The organism is Paenibacillus sp. FSL L8-0340 (assembly GCF_038593145.1).
In the GTDB taxonomy this organism is placed as follows: Bacteria; Bacillota; Bacilli; order Paenibacillales; family Paenibacillaceae; genus Paenibacillus_AQ.
This window is the reverse complement of record NZ_CP151967.1, coordinates 1,710,079-1,728,526: the sequence shown is the minus strand read 5'-3', so window position 1 is coordinate 1,728,526 and position 18,448 is coordinate 1,710,079. Positions and strand designations below refer to the sequence as shown.

Annotated in this window: 14 protein-coding genes and 1 pseudogene; 5 read left to right on the top strand and 10 right to left on the bottom strand. The window is 50.2% G+C overall.

The features are described 5' to 3' along the window. Positions 1 to 39 precede the first annotated feature (39 nt). Complete coding sequence (locus tag NST07_RS07895; protein WP_341090935.1) at positions 40 to 384, top strand: hypothetical protein; 345 nt, start codon at positions 40 to 42, stop codon at positions 382 to 384. A 117-nt stretch (positions 385 to 501) separates the two neighbouring features. Here the strand turns inward: NST07_RS07895 and NST07_RS07890 are convergent, their stop codons facing one another. From NST07_RS07890 to NST07_RS07870, 5 genes and pseudogenes are all read right to left on the bottom strand, one after another. After that, positions 502 to 1,179, bottom strand: coding sequence for a sensor domain-containing protein (locus NST07_RS07890; protein ID WP_342481333.1), 678 nt, complete (start codon positions 1,177 to 1,179; stop codon positions 502 to 504). Positions 1,180 to 1,181: 2 nt separating this feature from the next. Then, positions 1,182 to 1,892: a helix-turn-helix domain-containing protein gene (locus NST07_RS07885; protein WP_341090933.1), complete on the bottom strand. Its 711-nt coding sequence runs from the start codon at positions 1,890 to 1,892 to the stop codon at positions 1,182 to 1,184. A gap of 164 nt (positions 1,893 to 2,056) precedes the next feature. Beyond that, complete coding sequence (locus NST07_RS07880; RefSeq protein ID WP_341090932.1) at positions 2,057 to 3,217, bottom strand: serine hydrolase domain-containing protein; 1,161 nt, start codon at positions 3,215 to 3,217, stop codon at positions 2,057 to 2,059. A 430-nt stretch (positions 3,218 to 3,647) separates the two neighbouring features. Next, positions 3,648 to 3,947 (bottom strand): annotated as a pseudogene (locus NST07_RS07875) (VOC family protein); the annotation flags it as partial. A gap of 295 nt (positions 3,948 to 4,242) precedes the next feature. Next, positions 4,243 to 4,923 (bottom strand): hypothetical protein, encoded by a 681-nt coding sequence (locus NST07_RS07870; RefSeq protein ID WP_341090930.1) that lies wholly within the window; start codon positions 4,921 to 4,923, stop codon positions 4,243 to 4,245. A gap of 324 nt (positions 4,924 to 5,247) precedes the next feature. On the opposite strand from NST07_RS07870, the gene NST07_RS07865 reads away from it, so the two are divergent. Genes NST07_RS07865 through NST07_RS07855 form a run of 3 tightly spaced genes read left to right on the top strand, consistent with a single transcriptional unit; the run spans position 5,248 to position 8,273 of the window. Further along, positions 5,248 to 6,129, top strand: a complete 882-nt coding sequence (locus NST07_RS07865; RefSeq protein WP_342481332.1) for a sugar ABC transporter permease — start codon at positions 5,248 to 5,250, stop codon at positions 6,127 to 6,129. Continuing rightward, the gene (locus NST07_RS07860; RefSeq protein ID WP_342481331.1) at positions 6,129 to 6,968 is read left to right on the top strand and encodes a carbohydrate ABC transporter permease; all 840 of its coding nucleotides are present in this window, start codon (positions 6,129 to 6,131) and stop codon (positions 6,966 to 6,968) included. The genes NST07_RS07865 and NST07_RS07860 overlap by 1 nt, the downstream gene beginning before the upstream one ends. Positions 6,969 to 7,007: 39 nt before the next feature. Continuing rightward, positions 7,008 to 8,273, top strand: a complete 1,266-nt coding sequence (locus tag NST07_RS07855) for an ABC transporter substrate-binding protein (protein WP_341090927.1) — start codon at positions 7,008 to 7,010, stop codon at positions 8,271 to 8,273. A gap of 118 nt (positions 8,274 to 8,391) precedes the next feature. Here the strand turns inward: NST07_RS07855 and NST07_RS07850 are convergent, their stop codons facing one another. Further along, positions 8,392 to 9,159: a metallophosphoesterase gene (locus tag NST07_RS07850; protein WP_342481330.1), complete on the bottom strand. Its 768-nt coding sequence runs from the start codon at positions 9,157 to 9,159 to the stop codon at positions 8,392 to 8,394. A 270-nt stretch (positions 9,160 to 9,429) separates the two neighbouring features. Here NST07_RS07850 and NST07_RS07845 point away from each other — a divergent pair, with 270 nt between their 5' ends. Beyond that, positions 9,430 to 10,254: a carbonic anhydrase gene (locus tag NST07_RS07845; RefSeq protein WP_341090924.1), complete on the top strand. Its 825-nt coding sequence runs from the start codon at positions 9,430 to 9,432 to the stop codon at positions 10,252 to 10,254. 92 nt (positions 10,255 to 10,346) lie between these two features. Here the strand turns inward: NST07_RS07845 and NST07_RS07840 are convergent, their stop codons facing one another. From NST07_RS07840 to NST07_RS07825, 4 genes are all read right to left on the bottom strand, one after another. After that, positions 10,347 to 14,909 carry an Ig-like domain-containing protein gene (locus tag NST07_RS07840; protein ID WP_341090922.1) on the bottom strand — a complete coding sequence of 1,521 codons (4,563 nt, stop codon included), beginning with the start codon at positions 14,907 to 14,909 and terminating at the stop codon, positions 10,347 to 10,349. A gap of 63 nt (positions 14,910 to 14,972) precedes the next feature. Continuing rightward, positions 14,973 to 15,842: a carbohydrate ABC transporter permease gene (locus NST07_RS07835; protein ID WP_341090921.1), complete on the bottom strand. Its 870-nt coding sequence runs from the start codon at positions 15,840 to 15,842 to the stop codon at positions 14,973 to 14,975. Positions 15,843 to 15,861: 19 nt separating this feature from the next. After that, positions 15,862 to 16,761 carry an ABC transporter permease subunit gene (locus tag NST07_RS07830; protein ID WP_341090920.1) on the bottom strand — a complete coding sequence of 300 codons (900 nt, stop codon included), beginning with the start codon at positions 16,759 to 16,761 and terminating at the stop codon, positions 15,862 to 15,864. Between the two features lie 81 nt (positions 16,762 to 16,842). Next, positions 16,843 to 18,447, bottom strand: coding sequence for an extracellular solute-binding protein (locus tag NST07_RS07825; RefSeq protein WP_341090919.1), 1,605 nt, complete (start codon positions 18,445 to 18,447; stop codon positions 16,843 to 16,845). Position 18,448 lies beyond the last annotated feature (1 nt).

Genomic DNA, 18,448 nt, shown 5'->3' with positions numbered 1-18,448 from the left:
TAAGATAATCTATCCTACGAAGAAAGAGGCGAGCAGAAAATGGCAGTAAAAAAACTAGCACTTAGAAAAAAAGCCAAAGGTAAAGGTAAAAGAGTCACCCTGCGGCCAAACAGAGCACGCTCCACGCAAAACCTTGGAAATGGTTTCCGCCGTATTCAGTTTCCCGCTGTAACCATCGAAGCCAACGACTTTCTTTTCCTCTTTTTATCTGCTGGAACAGGCAGAGCTGTCGTTAGTGCGGGATGGACCATTTCCGATTTGACTTCCGCCTGGCCGACAGACAGCTTCCCGAACAGCGACTCGGAGTGGGTTATCATCCTTGAAAACCCGACAGGCGTTGCAAGAAGCGTCATTCCGTTCCTGATTACCAAGTCACGCCGCTAATAGCAGAGTGTGCAAAAAGAAATGGCTGCTCCCCTTTGAGGGGAGCCGTTGCATTTTAAAGAGACACGATATCCCTAGGGTATCGTGTCTCTTTTTATAAAAGTTAAACCTGCCCTGCTATACTCTCGACCCTGCACCCTTGTTAATAGACACAGGTTTCATTCCATAGGTGAGGTCACCGGCTATCCCCCCAATCCAGGCGGAATATAATCTCCCCAACCCCCTTATAGTCATAGGCAGCAACAGGACCAGCACTATGCCGATTGCAGCCGCTACCCAGGAACGCTGATATACATTGAGCCACGGCAAGAAAAGATTCATCGTCCCGTCAAAGGAATACAGATCAAAAGAAAGGGATAAGACCTTGCTTAACTTGTAAGCTGCCGGTGACAATATAATCGCAATAACAACGGCGGGAAGCGTGACAGCAAGGGTAAACCCGGCAATGCCTACGGGAAGCTGGGCTATACTATAGAGGATCCCCCGGTAGCTCTTACTATTTAAAAGAATAGACAGCATGGAACGCCAATCCTTCCAATCCACAATGGATCGGGAGTCCTCAGCTTGGAGCGGTTGCTCTTCTCCCTGCATCCACCCTCTTACCGCCTGCACCTCCTTGGCCATCATCCAGCGGCATAGGGTAAATGTTGCAGCCAGTAAAGGCAGTCCAATCCCTAGAATAAGCAGCGGCAAGCCGGCACATATGCCTGTAACGGCAATTACAAACGCCGCGATCCCCTTTGGAAGGGACAGGATGAGCAGGAGCCAGGACTTTAGTGCGCTTGGTTTACGCATAATTAAAAGCCTCCTAATAAGGTCATTGTAGAAATGTACAAGCTGTCCATCAGCCGCTCCACACTCTGCCGCACACTTAATTCAGCAGGGAGCTCATCACCGGCAAAACACAGCTCCAGCGTGGCATCGCGGATGATTCCATCCACGGTTACCTGAATGAGCATCAGGATGTCGGTTAAGGGAACAAGGGGCCGGAACTGGCCTTTAGCTTCACCTTCTGCACAATAATTCATCAATTGCTGAAAGAAATAATTGTAGCCGTGCCCGGACTCGGCTTCTGCTTCCGCAGCCTGCTCAGCAAGCTGCTTCTTAACCAGCTCCGGCTGACTGGCATAGATTGCATTTAGCTCAAAAGCCAATTTGCTGTAGCCACTCTCCATAGAGGCCGTAATCTCTTGCCCGATGAAGGTAAAGATTGCGCGAAGGGTCTGCTCAGGCGAACGGCTGGCCGCAAAAAGCTGCGTTAAAAAACCTTTGAAATCTATCTCCAGATCAAAACGGTTGGACAACGCAAACCACACCTCTTCAATATTGGCAAAATACTTATAGACGCCCCCTTGGCTCAGTCCGGTCTGTCTCACGATATCCTTCATTGTTACTTTATGCAGCGGTTTACGCGCACTAACCTCCAGCGCTGCATCCAAAATTTCATTGATTCTATTCTCTGTATATGCCTCACTAACCTTTGGAATACATTGTTCCCCCTCACTCAAAATAACGACATATTGTCGTTTTTGTTATTCTCATCTTACGCAGCATCAGGATCATTGTCAATATTTTGAAATTGAAGTTTTTACCGTTCACGCAAAAAAAGCAGCCTGTCCTTAGACAAGCTGCATACAAGCTTCAATTTGACGAGTTGCCGAAACGACTACCCTTATAGGTCTGTTATTGCCGCAAGAACGGTATTGTTGAAGTAATCAACGTACATATTTTTAAATGGCTTCCGGTGGTCAAGCTCCACAGAAAAATGAACGGTTACTGTCTGATAGACCGGATCGACGCAGAGAAAAGGCCCCGCTGCACCCCAATGCGAATAGGCTTGCGGTGAGAATAGGTCTCCGCCATCACGTTTTGTCCCGTTAACCGCCCAGCCGTATCCCCAATACGCTTCAGGAAATACCTCATCCCGATATTGCGAGGATACACCGGGAATTTGATTGCGTGTCATTTCTTTTACAGTTACCGGACTGAGCAGCCGTGTCCCGTTATAACTTCCGCCGTTCAGAAACATTTGCCCAAATACAGCCAGATCCAGGGCAGTAGAGTAAGCACCGCCCCCGGCCGATACAGAATTTAATTGCTCTTCGGTTTCTATCCACTCTGCACAAGCTGCCTCCGGTATGCGTCTAACGACTCTGCTGCGTGCTTCCTGCGGAACCCGATAATATGTATTTTCCATTCCAAGCGGTTTAAAAATGCTTTCCTTTACGAACTCATCATAAGCTTGACCGCTGGTGCGCCGGATAATTTCACCCAACAGCTCATAACCATACCCGCAATAAGACATGACAGTCCCTGGCTCGAAGCTAAGCGGTGCATCATATCCGCCGTACAAGTATTGATGAATTTCCGGATCCTGATTGGGTTCGCTTGCAGGGAACTCTCCCTTTGCCAGTTTCTCAGTTCCATTCAACCGGATGACCCCAACATCCAGACCAGAGGTGTGTGTCAACAAATGATGCACGCAAACCTTTGATTTCCCTTCTCCTGTAAACTCGGGGATATAATCCGAAACAGGTCTATTCAGTCCTATCTTCCCTTGTTCAACCAAGATCATAACAGCTGTTGCGGTAAACAGCTTCGTTATGGAGCAGAGTGGAAATAACGTGTCAACAGCTAATTCGGCTGCGTCTGGCTCAGATCCGAGGGTTCCATTCGCTTGATGGACGATTACAATTCCCCTTCTCGCGGCCACAATCACTTGTGCGGGCGTAATGTTGTCCTCAACCATTTGCGCTGCAGCTGTCTGAATGCGCTGAACACCGCAAGCTGAAACACCCGCCTGTTCTAATGAACTCAACGATAGTTTTTTCATAGATATTCCTCCATTAAGCACTCGTTAATAGATGTGTTAAGTACTATGTGAATATATTAACATCTCTGTTTTCTGGAGTACATCCCGGATTTTCCGGAAAATCTGCTTTACCTTCCCCGATTGTATTCCCGCCTTATAAAACTCACAAATACAGCCTCATCCGCACACGTTTCTGGGACCGCAGCACCTGGCTGCGGCTGATTATATCTTCATATCTTTGCCTGTATAATCTACGAACATGAAATGCCCTTCCGGAGCGCGGCGTTGCTCGATCAGGCTGATAATGCCCTCGGCACTGCTGCGCGGGTTCGTCGACGCCTCTTTCCCGCCCATATCCGTATGCATCCAGCCGGGGTGTACGCTCAGCACCTGTACGCCGCGTTCTTGCAAATACACATGCAGCTGCTGTGAGAACATATTGAGTGCTGTTTATTCCTTCGATTACAAAAGCGATATGATGAGGCCCTTCCCCATGCTCATTCAAGTAATCGCGCCAAGTGCTCGGCTGATGATCCGGCTCAATCAGTTCCAGCTGCAAGGAAGCGAGCTTGGCCCGCGCCTCCGTCACCCCGCCGTTATACCGGGTCTGGGCAATATCTGCCGTGTCGGTAATGATAATTTCCGGAACCGCCAGTCCAAAAAAGTCCGCATACTCCCGGCTTACCTTCTCAATATCATTCACCAAAATCCCAATCTGCGTAACGAAATGATTGCCAAGAACTCCTGACATGTGCCTCAACCTCCTTCTAGTGTGACCAATCCACCATACCCACACTATGAAAGGGCTATCAAGCCTGTGCTGAAACCGTTCCTAGTGAGGAATCGGCGAACAAAATACCGTACCAGCTCACGAGAGGAGTGAAATGAGAGGCATCTTTACCTCTCATCCCACCACTTTGCCTACTTTCGGCGATATGAGAAGCATTTTTACCTCTCATCCCACCACTTTGCCTACTTTCGGCGATATGAGAAGCATTTTTACATCTCATTCCGCCACTTTGCCCAATTCCGGAGATATTAGAGGATTACCATAGCTCGTTATCCATGAACGAGTGTATAAATTCATATCGGCAAATTCGATTGCTACCCTGGGCCAGCACAGGTCTAAACTTCCCTTTTTCACACAAAGAGTTCATAGATTTCTTGACTGTACGTGGATTCACTCCAAGCTTGTTCACTAGATCAACAGGCCGGATGAACCCATTCCAACGTGTCGCCATCCGTAGAATGTCCCTCTCCAGCCTGCTGTACGGACGACTCTCCCCATCCGCAATCTTCAACAAGCTTGGAGCCAATAAAGTTTTAAATAGAGGAATTGTCAGCTCCGGTACAGATTCCAAATCATCATAGGGAACCGCGACTACACGATACCCTGCAATTTGCAGATAAGTTTCTCTGTTTAATTCCTGCCGGTACCTGGTCCGATCGGCCTGCTGCACATGTGGCCCGTACCCTTTGATCTCAATGGCAAACTTAACCTGTCCCGGTTTCCAGACCAGATCAACAAAATAAGGCCGTCCCCGCCAATCCGAGACCTCGTACTCCGGATGAAGATCATCCATATGTCCAAAAATCGGCCACCAGACCCGCTCCACAAACATTTTTTCACCATGCCCATGCCCTCGCACCAACCGGTCAAGTCGTTCTCCTGTTCTACGGTTCTTATGAGAATCCAGCCACTTTTGGTGTTCTTCAGCAAAACCCATTCCCAGCTTCCTCCTCTGCACAAAAAAATCCCGCACCCCAATTTGCCATGGAGTACGGGACGTTCTTCGTCCGTTTTTTTAGATTATAGAGCTTATAGTTTTCTCGCGTCAATGACATCACCGCACGGTGATATTGTGAGTATAATTCGCCCCGCCAAACACCGGGTCTTCCCCCTGTTCATCTACTTGAGCCCGACCATAATGAATGCCATTGTCAGACACTCCAGCGAGTAAAATCTGGTAAATTATAGCTTTCCTTGTTTGGTTAATCGGTGATCCGGTTATTTAATGAAATATTTACTTTATACAGAGGGGTGAGGAACGATGGACCATAAAAAAAGATCACGCCTGATGCAGCAGTTTATTTTTGTCGGGCCAACTTCCCTGTTTTTCCTTGTTATTGTGCTGATTCCATTCTTTTTGGGCCTTTATTATTCGTTTACCAGTTGGAACGGAATCTCACGGCATGTCGAGTGGACCGGGCTGCGGAACTATTTACATATTTTCACCAAAGACCCTTCATTTCTGAATTCGTTCTGGTTCACCGCGAAGTTTACTTTGTTTGGACTGGTGCTGACGAATCTGCTCGGATTCACACTCGCTTATGTGCTGACCCGCAAGCTATTTACGCGCAATGTGCTGAGAACGGTGTTTTTTGTCCCCCATGTCATTGGCGGTTTGCTGCTCGGATTCATCTGGCAGTTTATTTTTGTTAGAGGGTTTGCCTCCATGGGACAGGCCACCGGCTGGTCCTTCTTTAATCTGCCTTGGCTCGGCACGGAAGCCACTGCATTCTGGGCTATTGTAATCGTCTTCGTGTGGCAAAATGCAGGTTATCTGATGGTGATCTACATCTCGGCCATCAACAACGTGCCGCAGAGCCTGATCGAAGCGTCCAAAGTGGACGAGGCCGGACGTATGCAAGCCTTGCGCCATGTCACCATTCCGCTGGTGATGCCGGCTGTAACCGTTTGCTTATTCTTGTCCATCTCCTGGTCCTTCAAGCTATTCGACCTGAACCTGTCGCTGACCAAAGGCGGCCCTTTCAAGGCTACCGAATCGGTCGCGCTTAATATTTACAATGAGGCCTACACGATCAGCCGGTTCGGCATGGGGTCGGCCAAAGCAATGGTCTTCTTCGTCATTGTGGCCGTCATCTCCCTGCTGCAGGTTAGTGCAACCAAGAAAAGAGAGGTGGAGCTGTAATGGAGACTACCGCCAAAAAATCCAGTGTCCCCCTGCTGTTTGCCGAGTTACTGATGATTGTGCTGGCGCTTGTTTTTCTGGTTCCGTTTTACTTCCTGCTAGCCAATTCGGTCAAAAGCTACAGCGAGATTCTTTCGGATTCCGCTGCGCTGCCCTCCGTGTTCCAGTGGAGCAACTATGCCGAAGCGTGGAAAGCTACCAATTTCCCGCGTGCTTTCCTGAACTCTTTTGTCGTCACGGTAATCAGCAATATCCTGCTGGCTTTCCTCTGCTCCATGTGTGCCTATAAAATGGTCCGCAACAACAGCAGATACAACCGCTTCCTCTATATCGCGCTCGTAGCGGCCATGGTTATTCCTTTCCAGGCGATCATGATTCCGCTGGTGCAGATCGTCAGCAGCCTGGGCGTAATGGATTCGACGGCCGGTCTGATTTTGGCGTATTTGGGGTTTGGTGCGCCAATGACCGTTTTTCTTTTCCACGGCTTCGTCAAATCGGTACCCATCGACATTGAAGAGGCTTCGCGGGTGGATGGCAGCAGCCCCTACGGTACTTTTTTCCGGATCGTATTGCCGCTGATGCAGCCGATCATCGTCACCGTCATTATTCTGAACACCCTGTGGATCTGGAACGATTACCTGATGCCTTCTCTCATTCTGCAGGCCCCATCCCTCCGCACCATTCCCATCGCCACTTACAGCTTTTTCGGGCAATATACGAAGCAGTGGGATTTGGCGCTTCCGGGTCTCGTGCTCGGGATTACACCTGTAGTCATCTTTTTCCTGCTGATGCAGAAGTATATTATTGAAGGGATCGCCCAAGGCTCCGTCAAGGGCTGACGATACATGTGACTTTTCAGGCAGAGAGGATGAATCAATATGAATAAAAAACGTGGAATTCTCCTCGCAGGCTCCCTGCTGCTGGCCCTGCTAACGGCCGGTTGTGGACGCGGCAGCGACAATGCGGGTGGAATCAAAACGGTGCATATCTACCAGTTCAAGGTCGAGATCTCCGAAGCACTGGCTTCGCTCAAGACTGAATTCGAGAAGGAACACCCGGACATCCGGCTGGAGATTCAGAGCGTCGGCGGCGGCAGCGACTATGGCGCTTCCCTAAGGGCGAAGTTCTCGTCCGGGGATGAGCCGGACATCTTCACTATCGGCGGCAACAATGAGCGCAACATGTGGCTGGAATATCTGGAGGATCTGAGCGGAGAAGCCTGGGCTAAGGATGTGAAGCCGCTGGCTGCCCAACAAATGACTGTAGATGGCAAGCTCTACGGCATGCCCATGAATCTGGAAGGATACGGCTTCATTTATAATAAGGATTTGTTCAAGCAAGCCGGAATTACCGGGAAGCCGCTGACTCTGGCCGCTCTGCGCGAGGCTGCCGAAAAGCTGAAGGCTGCAGGGATCACACCTTTTGCCAACGGCTATCAGGAATGGTTCGTGCTCGGTAACCACAATGTGAACGTAGCCTTCGCCCAGCAGCCCGATCCCGAAGCATTCATCACCGGTCTGACGGACGGCTCCAAGTCCTTCGCCGGAGACCCGGTTTTCTCCAAGTGGATCGACCTGCTTGACCTGACGGTGGAATACGGGAACAAGAATCCACTCTCGACCGACTATAATACCCAGGTCACCATGGTGGCCAGCGGGGAAGCCGCGATGATGCAGCAGGGCAACTGGACCCAAGGCCAGATTGACGGGATTGACCCGGATCTGAACCTGGGCATCCTGCCGATGCCGATTGACGATACCCCGGAAGATAACGATAAGCTCTATGTAGGGGTGCCAAGCAACTGGGTAGTCAACAAGTTCTCCCCGGTTAAAGAGGAAGCTAAGGTCTTCCTGGATTGGCTCGTTACCTCGGAGACCGGCAAGCAATATATCACCAAGGAATTCCAGTTCATCCCTGCGCTCGACAGCATTAAGGGAACCGAAGAGGAACTCGGTGCACTTGGCGCTGAGGTGCTGGACTATACAGACAAGGATCAGGCGCTGACTTGGAACTGGTCGCGTCTGCCGAACGGAATGCCGCAGGAGTTATCCAGCAGCATTCAAGGTTATCTCGGCGGCAAGCTGACTAAAGAAGGCATGCTGAAGGAGTTCCAGATCAATTGGGATAATCTGAGTGTGCAGTAATTGCATGAGGACTTTTATTCATATAATTGCACTCGATACAGTAGAATGCTCATTATTCTCCGGTAAATCGCATTCTGCTGTATTTCGTGCAATAGATTTATTGGTTTTTAGTCTCGAGCTACATAACCGGCACCTTATAAGCATTCACAGAAACAGCAGACCCATTAATGGTCAATGTGGCGTTGTAATACCCCCGATCACCGTTTGGCTTGCATTTATAATCCCCTGAACATCCGCACACGAAGAATTTAGTTGTAGGGAACCCCGGATAAATATTGGCCAGCTTCCGATAAAACAAATGCCCGTGGTGTGTAAATATGGCCAGCACTTTATCTCTCACTTTTGCTGGAATCGCCGTAAAAAACTTGTTCGTCTCCGCCCCGCTTAACACATGACTGGGAGCAACCGTAATCCCGCTCACTTTCAATGGCCAATGAAAATCAATAATATAATAATGGCGGTCGTCTAGATTTTTAAGAATATTTAGGCTTTCCGGTGTGAATGCCCCTAGCGCACAATCCAGCCATACATACTTCACCTTTGCCTGCGTCCCGGGGAAATTCATTTGCCCGGCAACCGCACCTAAATATTGTTTGAACAAGGACTGAGTGCTTGCCTCCCAATTTCCTATTGATGCTTTATAAGGAATGCTCCCGAGCGTGCTGGTAACCGCATCCTTGAAGTCCTTGTAGAAGGCATCGGCATTATTTCCATGATTGGCTCCGGCCTGGGCATTATCCCCGCCAAAAATCACAAACTTCTTGTTCCCGCTGCCCACAGCTTTTGGTAAAAGCTTTCTAAAAATAGCCGAGCTGTTCCCATAGCCCACATGACTATCGCCGATCACGGCAAAGTTAATAATCTGCGGCTTCACCTTAAGCTTCAAGCTGTTTTGGGGCCGGGGTCTGGGTGAAAGCTTCCGTTTCTTAACTGGCCCTGCCTGCCTTTTCATTTGGAAACCACCTCTTCGAACTGGATTAGAATTTCTGGTTATATGTATATTCGATTCGGATAGCAAGTTCTTGGATTCGCTGGCGGCCTGGATAGTTAGAACCATTTTGAGAACTTTGAGCCTTTTTTCACTTGATGCTGAGCATGCCAATATTTACAATATAAATTAAAATGCACCACTACTCAAAAGGAAGAAGGATGACGTATGCGTATCAACAAAAAGATGTCCCGAATGCTGCTTCCCATCATGGTCATGTCTGTGATGGCGGGATGCGGGAGCAACGATCAGAAAGACGAGGCAGAAGCGAATAAGGAACCTGCTACCACAGTAAGCGCCCACCCTGCGCATTGGTCCTATGAAGGTGAAACGTCCCCGGAACACTGGGCTGAACTGGATAAACTGTTCACAACCTGCAGTACAGGGAAGGCACAGTCACCGATTAACATTCTTCCTGAGAAAGTGCAGGATGATGAGAGCCTGTCCCCGATCAAGGTTGAGTATGCGCCATCCCCGGTGTCTATCATTAATAACGGCCATACGATCCAGGTTAACCTTAAGAACCAGGACAACCGTATCACCCTTGAAGGAAAGACTTATATCTTGCAGCAGTTTCATTTCCACCTGCCCAGCGAGCATGAGGTAGATGGCAAACATGCCGATATGGAGCTTCATTTTGTCCATAAAAGTGAAGACGAGACGCTTGCTGTGCTGAGTGTCCTAATCACTAAAGGCTCCGAAAATGTTGAGCTGAAAAAGCTTTGGTCCGTGCTCCCCTCCGAGGAGAGCGAACAGGAAGTCCAAGTTGAGGGTGTCTTCGATATGAACCAGCTGCTTCCAAAAGACCTTCACTCGTTCCGCTACCAAGGATCACTCACCACACCTCCATGTACCGAAGGGGTGCAGTGGATCGTCCTGGAAAATCCGGTTCAATGGTCTGATGAGCAAATCGGCAAATTCGAAGGCATTTTCCCGCATGATAATCGCCCCGTACAAGCGCTCGGCTCCCGGGAAATAGATAGCGAGAAATAAAAGGATAATTTATAGCGTGAAGCATATAAACTCTATATTCGAACAAAAGCCTTGGACAACTTCGTCCAAGGCTTTGTTTTGTTTAATTCTTTTTACCCGGGGATCCCATCCTGTAGTTTATCTTGCTCTCCCATCCCTTGCAGGATATGGTTGGCATCCCGCAGCAGATAGGAAGCCGCTTCAGCCCCGATATGCTTGCCGCTTTGGGCTTGAACCTGATGAACGAAGGCTTCCACTTTACCATGCTCCAGCTTCACCAGCAGACTGTTAGCAATCCCGTGATTGTCTATCCAAGACTTCTCTTTGAACAGGCCAACGAGTGCTTTCAGCGAGCTTACGTCGGCATACGTTGAGAAAGTCACTGTGCTTTCCTGCCTGTTCCCCGCGCTGTCGCTGACGGATACCGCGAACGTATGAGAGCCGATATCCAGCGTGTACAGTGGAACCTGCGTTCCCGGCTCTACGGCTTGCTCATCCAGCCGTGCAACGGTCTTGGCGGAATCCACCCCGGACATCCCATCGGTGGCCGCCCAAGACAAGGTCAGCGATTCTGTCCCCGCATAGGCTTTCGGGGCCGGCTCTGCCACAGTTAACTCAGGGGCACTACTATCCAGCTTAAAGCTCAAGGTTTTCGATTCCCCGCTGTTTCCGGCGTAGTCAACCGAGCGGTAAAGCAGCGAATACTGGCCGTCTTGGCTAAAGGTCAGCGGTCCCTGGTAAGGCAGCCATGTGTCTCCGCCATTTATGCTGTATACGGTGTCCGTTACACTAGTACCCGTATCTGCAGTATTCAATTGGACCGTAACGGGCTGAGTATACCAGCCGTCCGCACCATCAGGCAGCGCCGGAGTCAAGACAGCTGTGCTAACAGGTGCGGTCTTGTCAATCCTCATAAATTTCACGTCGTCGAACCACATTTCACTGAAACCGCCCACATAGAAACCTACCGTTCCCGAAGCATTATGTTTGGGATCGGAACCATCCAGTCTCAGCTCTCCATTCACATAGACGCGGATGCTGGCGCCATCCACCAGAATACGAAGAGTATAGTCGGTATCCGGCTGCAAGTCTTGGGTTGGAAGATTCTTCGTCTGAAGCACCGTCCAGGTTGGACCGTAGAGAATCCACTGTGAAGTGCCGTCTGCCAATTTCTTGTATGCGATCTTGCCTGAATTGCTGGCGACAGAACGGTCGTACACATAGAGGGTCCCAAGATCCGGCATCACAGCAGGCGTTCTCAGCTTGAAGGTCAGATCATAGTCGGTGAACAGCTTCGGATGAAGCGCAGAGGCGCCCTTCAGAATTTTGTACATCTTGTTTCCGTTCACCGTCACAAGGCTGCGGTTCGGATCCACCGGCCACCCGTTGGCTCCCGAATCGTAATCTGTGTAATGAAGAATATCCGACACGATGATCCGAGCAGAAGCGGTGGCCTCCGGGTTGGCAACGGAGGCTACCTTGACAACAGTCTCCCCTTTGGCGTGTGTGGTGACTGTTCCGTTCTCATCGACAGAGGCAATTTCCGGGTTAAGAGACTGCCAGACGACGGAACGATTCTCGGCATCCGACGGATCGAACCGGACCTGTAGTAGCGTCTGTTCATCCATTACCATATTGACGCTGCTCTTGTCGAGCATAAGCCCGGCTACATTTTTTGTAGGGACCATAAATTTGATGTCATCGAACAAGAGATAGTCAAAGCCGCCGGCGTAGAACCCGACTTTTCCGGAAGGATTAAAGGTCGGATCAGTGGCCTTCAGCTTAAGCTTGCCGTCAGCATAGACGCTAATTTCTGAACCCTTGACGATGATCTTCATGTTGTAGACGGTATCGGGCAGCAGGTCCGGGGCAGACAGTGCGTTCTGCTTAACGGTTCCCCAGGCTGCATTGTAGAGAATCCAGGTAGAAGTTCCGTCAGCATATTTCCGGTATCCGATTCTTCCTCCGTTGCCGCCCGGATTCAGCCGGTCGAATATATAGAATGTGGCCGATTCCGGGATCACTGGAGGTGTCTTCAGCTTGAAGCTCAGCTCGTAATTATTGAAGTCGTTCTCATTCAGCGTCGTAGCGCCTTTGAGCAGCTTATACATGTGATTGCCGCCGTCGGCCTCCACGATACTCCGGTTGGCATCGGCCGGCCAGCCATTCCGGCCGTTCTCGAAATTCGTTTCATCTATAATCCCGTCACCGACTTCGACCGTCACCTGAACCTCATCCTTTAAGAGCGGGTTGTCGGCGGATACTGCTGTAACTACTGCGGTCCCCAGGTTAACCCCTCTCAGCTTGCCGGTTGCATCTACGGTCACCACGGAAGGATCACTGGAGGTATACTGCAGTTTATTGTTGGTGGCGTTCCAGGGAAGAACCGCCGAGTACAGGGTAGATGTTTTCCCGATGCCGAGGGTAAGGCTATCGTCATACAGCACGACACCTTGGACGGGAATATTATCCGGTGCGAGATAAGGGCCTGCCTTACCTGAGATTCCCATCTCGCTGAAGGGGATCGCCTGGAAGCCCGGTATCTGCTCAAACACCGCTGCATCCGCCTTCAGATTCAGATCGCCGCCCGCCAGATTCACGAAGCCGGGATCCTGTTTCGTTACCCAGTTGTTGGCGTATTGGACCAGATTGAACTTATCATAAGCACCATTTGCATTCGTCGTGCTGCTTATCGTTCTAGTCGGATTGTAGATCACATTGTTCTGGAACGTGTTCGTGTCCGGATAATACCGGTTCTCTGTGAAGAAGTCCGCCAGCTCCGGGTATTTGACCAGATGCGGCATACCGGCGAAGTTATTGTATTTCTCGAACAAAGCATGCCATGGCTGCATATAGTTTTTGGAGATTTGCTGCTCCGGTCCATCGCCCAGGTACAGATCCGCATAATCATACGGAACCTTGGCGTCGACAAAGATGTTGTTCTTGGTGCGGACATGAGCGCCCCCGTTGTTCAGAATGGCTGAATTGCCCATCTTGTAGAAGAGATTTTCTTCAATTGTGATTCCCATGGTGAAGTTATCCGGATAGATCCCCTGAACCCCGGCTTTGCCTTCTCCAATGTTATGGAAGTAATTCCTCCGGATGACCGTGCCCCGCTCCTGCGGTGCAGCCCCCAGGTTCATGTAGATAGCTCCGAGATCGGAGAACGTCTTGCACACATCATAGATGTTGTTGTATTCCACGGCATGGTCGTTGCCAAAGATCAGAATCCCCGGATGCGGGGCATCATGAATTTCACTGTGTGATATGCGGTTCCCTGCTCCTGTCAGAATTACGGCAGGGTTATACGCTTTATGATAATAAGCAAAGTCATGGATGTGGCTGTTCTCCACCACATTGTTGCCCGGCTCAAGCGTCAGCCTGTCGCCGCCGTTCAGTATGACTCCCGTCCCCCCCACATGATGGATATGCGTATTCACGATGGCATGGTTTACCCCTGTGCCCTTGACGAAGTCATTGTACAACCAGCGGCTCTGGGTATTGACCCGTACGCCCCCTTCAGTGAAATTGCGGATCTCACAGTGCACCAGCCGGACATGACTGCCGCCCATGATGACCGCCCCGGAATCCCTGCCGTTCTCCAGAATCAGGTCCTCGAAGGTCACATACGACGTATTGGCCGTATTGATCATGGGTGTCTTCAGCATGGATACAGTGATCTCCGGATTGTCCGCCTGGAAGGCGGCTGTCGGCATGAAATACAGGATGCCTTGGCTCCGGTCAATGTAGTACTCCCCTGGCATGTCGATTTCCTCCAGCAGGTTCTGGGCGAAATGGAAGTCCGGATACCAGTTTTTGAAGAGACCGCTCATTTCCCCGTAAGCTAATGTGATCGACTTGTTCCCGGTATCAATAGAAGCAATTTTATTGTACGACCATTCCCAGCTGTAGCCAAAAATCCCGTCAAGCCATATATCGTCCGCCTGAGTCCAGAGCTCAGGCCGATCATAAGTGTAGGTGAAAGTGCCTCCCCGGGTCTGCAGATCGGCATCCTTGCGGGTGGGTCCCGGATCAAGAATATTGCCCATTTGGACCGTGCTCTTATTGGGCCATCTCGCCAGAGTCATCCCTTCGCCTTCAATGTACAGCTCCATGGGGGGAGTCTGGCTTACGTCATTGGCTTTGTAGTAGCCATGACGGCTCATGACTCCGTAATCGGTAATGCCATGCCCCGGCAGCTCGACCTGCAGAACCTTGGATCTTGCATCGGGACTGATGATCCGGTTCAGAACCGCCGGATCTGTTACCGGGGTGAACCATGACTTCTCCAATTGCCGGCCGCCGCTCAGCCGCACGGATTCACCCGGATATGCCTTGTAGGTGACCGGTTTGTCTGCCGTCCCCGAATCCTGCTCCTCCAGCAGGAAGCTTGCGGTACGGCTGTATGTGCCGCCTCTCAAATAAACCGTAACGCCGCCGTCAGGCAGACCCGTGCCCTGCTTCAGCTGGCGGATGGTATCCCTGGCCTTCTCCAGGGTACGGAATGGGGCCGCCTCCACGCCAGAGTTGGAATCGCTTCCATTTCCCGCTACGAAATAGACTGCTCCGGGACTTGGGGCTTCCTCCGCTTGAATCTCCGTACCCGGGACAACCCCCGGGGTTAAACCTACTATCAAGGCAATAATCCAGAAGACAATGACCGCTTTTCTCTTCATGTCAATACAGGCCTCCTTGTTATCGGTTTTAATTCGAAAGGGAACCGTGAGGTTCCCCGGAGCTTACCCTTTCACCGACCCGATCATTGTTCCTTTCTCAAAGTACTTAAGCAAGAAAGGATAAATGATGAGCACAGGCAAAGAACATACGATTACTGACGCCATCTTCAGGCTCTCTGGCGCAGGAGGCATCAGATTGGTTGCTGTAGTGAACGGATCGAGCTTGTTCTCAATGAGAATTTGCCTTATGACTTGCTGCAGGACAAATTTCGATTGGTCGGTAACATACAGCAGATTGTCCATGAATGCGTTGATATGATGAACTAGCGACCACAGCCCGATCGTCACGAGGGACGGAATGGAGAGTGGCAGCACAATACGGAACAAGATCCTAATGTCTCTGGCTCCGTCGATACGGGCTGCTTCAATCAGCGCATCCGGAATGGAGCGGAAGAATGAGAGCATGACCAGAACCTGGAAGGCATTAGCTGCCGAAGGCAGCACATACACCCAGCGTGAGTTCAGCAGATGCAGCTCTTTAATGAGCAGATAATTCGGCACAATGCCCCCGTCGAAGATCATGGTGAACAGCAGGAGCATGACCAGAACACGCTTCATCGGAAAATCCGGTCGCGACAGCGGATAAGCAGCGCAGACGGTGACGAGCAGCGTCAAGAGGGTGCCTACGATCATGCGGAATATAGTATTCGCATAGCCCGACCAGATGAATGGATACTCCAGCAATTCCTTGTAAGCTCTCCATTCGAAGTCCCTTGGGATGAAATGGAAACCGCTGCGGAGTGCCTCACCGCGGCCGCTGAAGGATACTGCGATAACATGGATGAACGGGTAAACGACGATAAGCGCAAGTAGTGATAATACAAAATAGATAATTGCCGGGGCAATAAGATCCTGCCATTTTTTCACCTTCATGACTGACTTCCTCCTGCTTCTACCATAATCCGTTCTCCCCTTGGCTCATTTTCCTCACGGTCAGATTGGCGCCCAGAATGAGCAGCAGCCCCACAAATGATTTGAACAGACCGATAGCCGCCGTGTAGCTGTATTGGAACTGCTGCAGCCCCACCCGATAGACATAAGTGTCAATGACATCGCCGGTTTCGAAAGTGACCGGATTCAGCAGGTTAATGATTTGTTCGAAATTTGCACTTAAGAACCCGCCGAGACTCAAGATGAACATGATCGAAATGGTAGGCATGATCGAAGGAATATTGATCCGGATGATCCGCTGCCAGCGGTTCGCTCCGTCAATAATGGCTGATTCCTGAATTTCGGGGTTGATTCCCGACAAAGCTGCAAAATAAATGATTGAACCCCAGCCCAGATCCTTCAGGATGGAGGAACCTACGATGATGCTCCGGAAATATTCTTTCTTGCCCATGAAGAAAACGGGTTCCATTCCGAACCAGCCTACGATTTGAGCTACAACTCCGGTAGTTGGCGATAGAAAATAGATAAGAAGCCCAGACATGATTACCCAAGATACGAAATGGGGCAAATACATAGTTGTCTGAATAAATCTCTGGAAGCCGCGGGAGCGGACTTCGTTCAGGAGTATTGCCAGAATGATCGGTGCAGGAAAAGCAAAGATCAGCTGGTACATGTTCAGAAGGAGCGTATTTTTAAGGAGACGGTAAAAGTCGCTGCTATGAAACAATTCCTGAAAGTGTTGGAAGCCCACCCAGGGACTTCCCCATATTCCATCCACAACCCGGAAATCCTTGAAGGCAATGATCACGCCGTAGAGCGGACCATATTTAAAGATGACGAAGAAGATAAAGGCAAACAGAAACAAAGCCATTAGTTCTCCATGCTTTCTTATGGTTTTCATACTGCACTCCCCTGAAACCCCGACCGGCCATTCCGCAAGAACCTTTTTTTGCACTTGCGGAATCACCGTAACCGGATTTATTTATTTTTTAAATTGAGCCTGGTACATCGCATTAGCTTCTTTAGTCAACTCATCGCCGCCTCTAGATTTCCACTCTGTAACGAACTTATCGAAGTCATCGAGTGGAATTTCACCGCTGATGATTTGGGCGAAATATTTTTGCATCAGCGAAGTCAGGTCGTTCTTGTATTTGCCATCGGAAGGCAGCGCCGAGAAGAGCAGCGCATCCGTCATATTTGGAGCGGAGGAGTAGGTTTTGATAGCTTCATTCAAATCCGGATTAGAGTATTTCTCACGGTAAGCCTGCGTCGTGATGTTACCGAAAGAGAAGAGCCTAACGCCGATCTGATCGCGTGCTTCCTGCTTCTCGAAGCCAGTCAGGAACGTAGTGGCTCCAGAGGTGGCTCCGCTCTCAACGAAGTCCCAATGAGTACCCTTCACCCCGAGGCTGGTCATGTTGATGGTTTCTTCGTCACTGCTTTCTGCTCTCAGTATTTCGAACAGCTTCTCAAGCTTTTCCGGTTGATCCTTCACTTTGTTGCTGATGACGACAAAGTTGCTCTTCACTCCCCAGTCCCAAGAACCGTCACCGCCGGGTCCCTTAGGATTCTTAGCGAAGACCAGCTCCGAATTAGGATTCAAAGACTTCATTTCCGTCACAGTTCCCGAAGTCGGGAGCGCACCTTTGGCAATCTGCTCCTCAATGACACCAATCCGGTTATTGTAAAGCTTCTTGCGGTAGGAATCCTGTGTATCCGTGATAAACTCAGGGTCAATGACCCCGTCGGCATACCACTGCCGAAGTTTGGCCAGCGCTTCCTTCGTTTCCGGCATCACGGAGCCGTTCATCAGTTCTCCGTTCTTCTCGTGCCACATGGTCGGTTCCACGCCGAACGCACCGAAGATAGAATAGAAGCCGGATGACCAGGTGGAAGTCGCCGTACCCGTCAAGCCGTAGGTATCTTTTTTGCCATTTCCGTCCGGATCCTTCTCAGCAAATGCATAGACTGCCTTCTCGAACTCCTCCAGTGTCTCCGGAGCCTTTGTGATGCCTACCTTATCCAGCCAATCCTTGCGCCAGAGCATCGCCAGATCATATGGCTTCAGATCAATAAACATTGGGATGGCCCATAACTTGTCGTCTACAGTAACGGTTTGAAACAGCGCGTTATTTTTTTCAATATCTTTGGAATACTCCGGCATTTTTTCCTTCAGCATGTTCGGATCAATGTCCATTAGAACACCCTGATTCATATACGCCGTCACGTTGGAGGGATCGCCAAGCATGAAGATGTCAGGAATCTCTCCGGATGCGATGCTGGCATCGGTCACTTTCACCGGTTTGATCTTTACATTAAATTTCTCTTCAAGCCACTTCTGAACAGCGGAGTCCTCTACAACTCCCTGAGCCTGGAAGTGGATACCCCATGTAATCTCCACCGGCTTTGCCGCCGCTTTTTCGGTATTTGCGGTGTTTGTGCTCTTGCTTGCTTCTGGCGAAGCCGCGTTCTTTCCGTTGTTTGCGCTGTTCCCGTTATCTCCGCCATTGCCGCACCCGGCAAGCAAGCCTGCCACAACGATCACCGGCATCATGACATTGCCTAGTTTCTTAAGTTTTGTCTGCACA

Coding starts and splice junctions, on each gene's coding strand:
- NST07_RS07895 (WP_341090935.1), top strand. CDS start 40: ATGGCAGTAAAAAAACTAGCACTTAGAAAAAAAGCCAAAGGTAAAGGT.
- NST07_RS07890 (WP_342481333.1), bottom strand. CDS start 1,179: ATGCGTAAACCAAGCGCACTAAAGTCCTGGCTCCTGCTCATCCTGTCC.
- NST07_RS07880 (WP_341090932.1), bottom strand. CDS start 3,217: ATGAAAAAACTATCGTTGAGTTCATTAGAACAGGCGGGTGTTTCAGCT.
- NST07_RS07870 (WP_341090930.1), bottom strand. CDS start 4,923: ATGGGTTTTGCTGAAGAACACCAAAAGTGGCTGGATTCTCATAAGAAC.
- NST07_RS07865 (WP_342481332.1), top strand. CDS start 5,248: ATGGACCATAAAAAAAGATCACGCCTGATGCAGCAGTTTATTTTTGTC.
- NST07_RS07860 (WP_342481331.1), top strand. CDS start 6,129: ATGGAGACTACCGCCAAAAAATCCAGTGTCCCCCTGCTGTTTGCCGAG.
- NST07_RS07855 (WP_341090927.1), top strand. CDS start 7,008: ATGAATAAAAAACGTGGAATTCTCCTCGCAGGCTCCCTGCTGCTGGCC.
- NST07_RS07845 (WP_341090924.1), top strand. CDS start 9,430: ATGCGTATCAACAAAAAGATGTCCCGAATGCTGCTTCCCATCATGGTC.
- NST07_RS07840 (WP_341090922.1), bottom strand. CDS start 14,909: ATGAAGAGAAAAGCGGTCATTGTCTTCTGGATTATTGCCTTGATAGTA.
- NST07_RS07835 (WP_341090921.1), bottom strand. CDS start 15,842: ATGAAGGTGAAAAAATGGCAGGATCTTATTGCCCCGGCAATTATCTAT.
- NST07_RS07830 (WP_341090920.1), bottom strand. CDS start 16,761: ATGAAAACCATAAGAAAGCATGGAGAACTAATGGCTTTGTTTCTGTTT.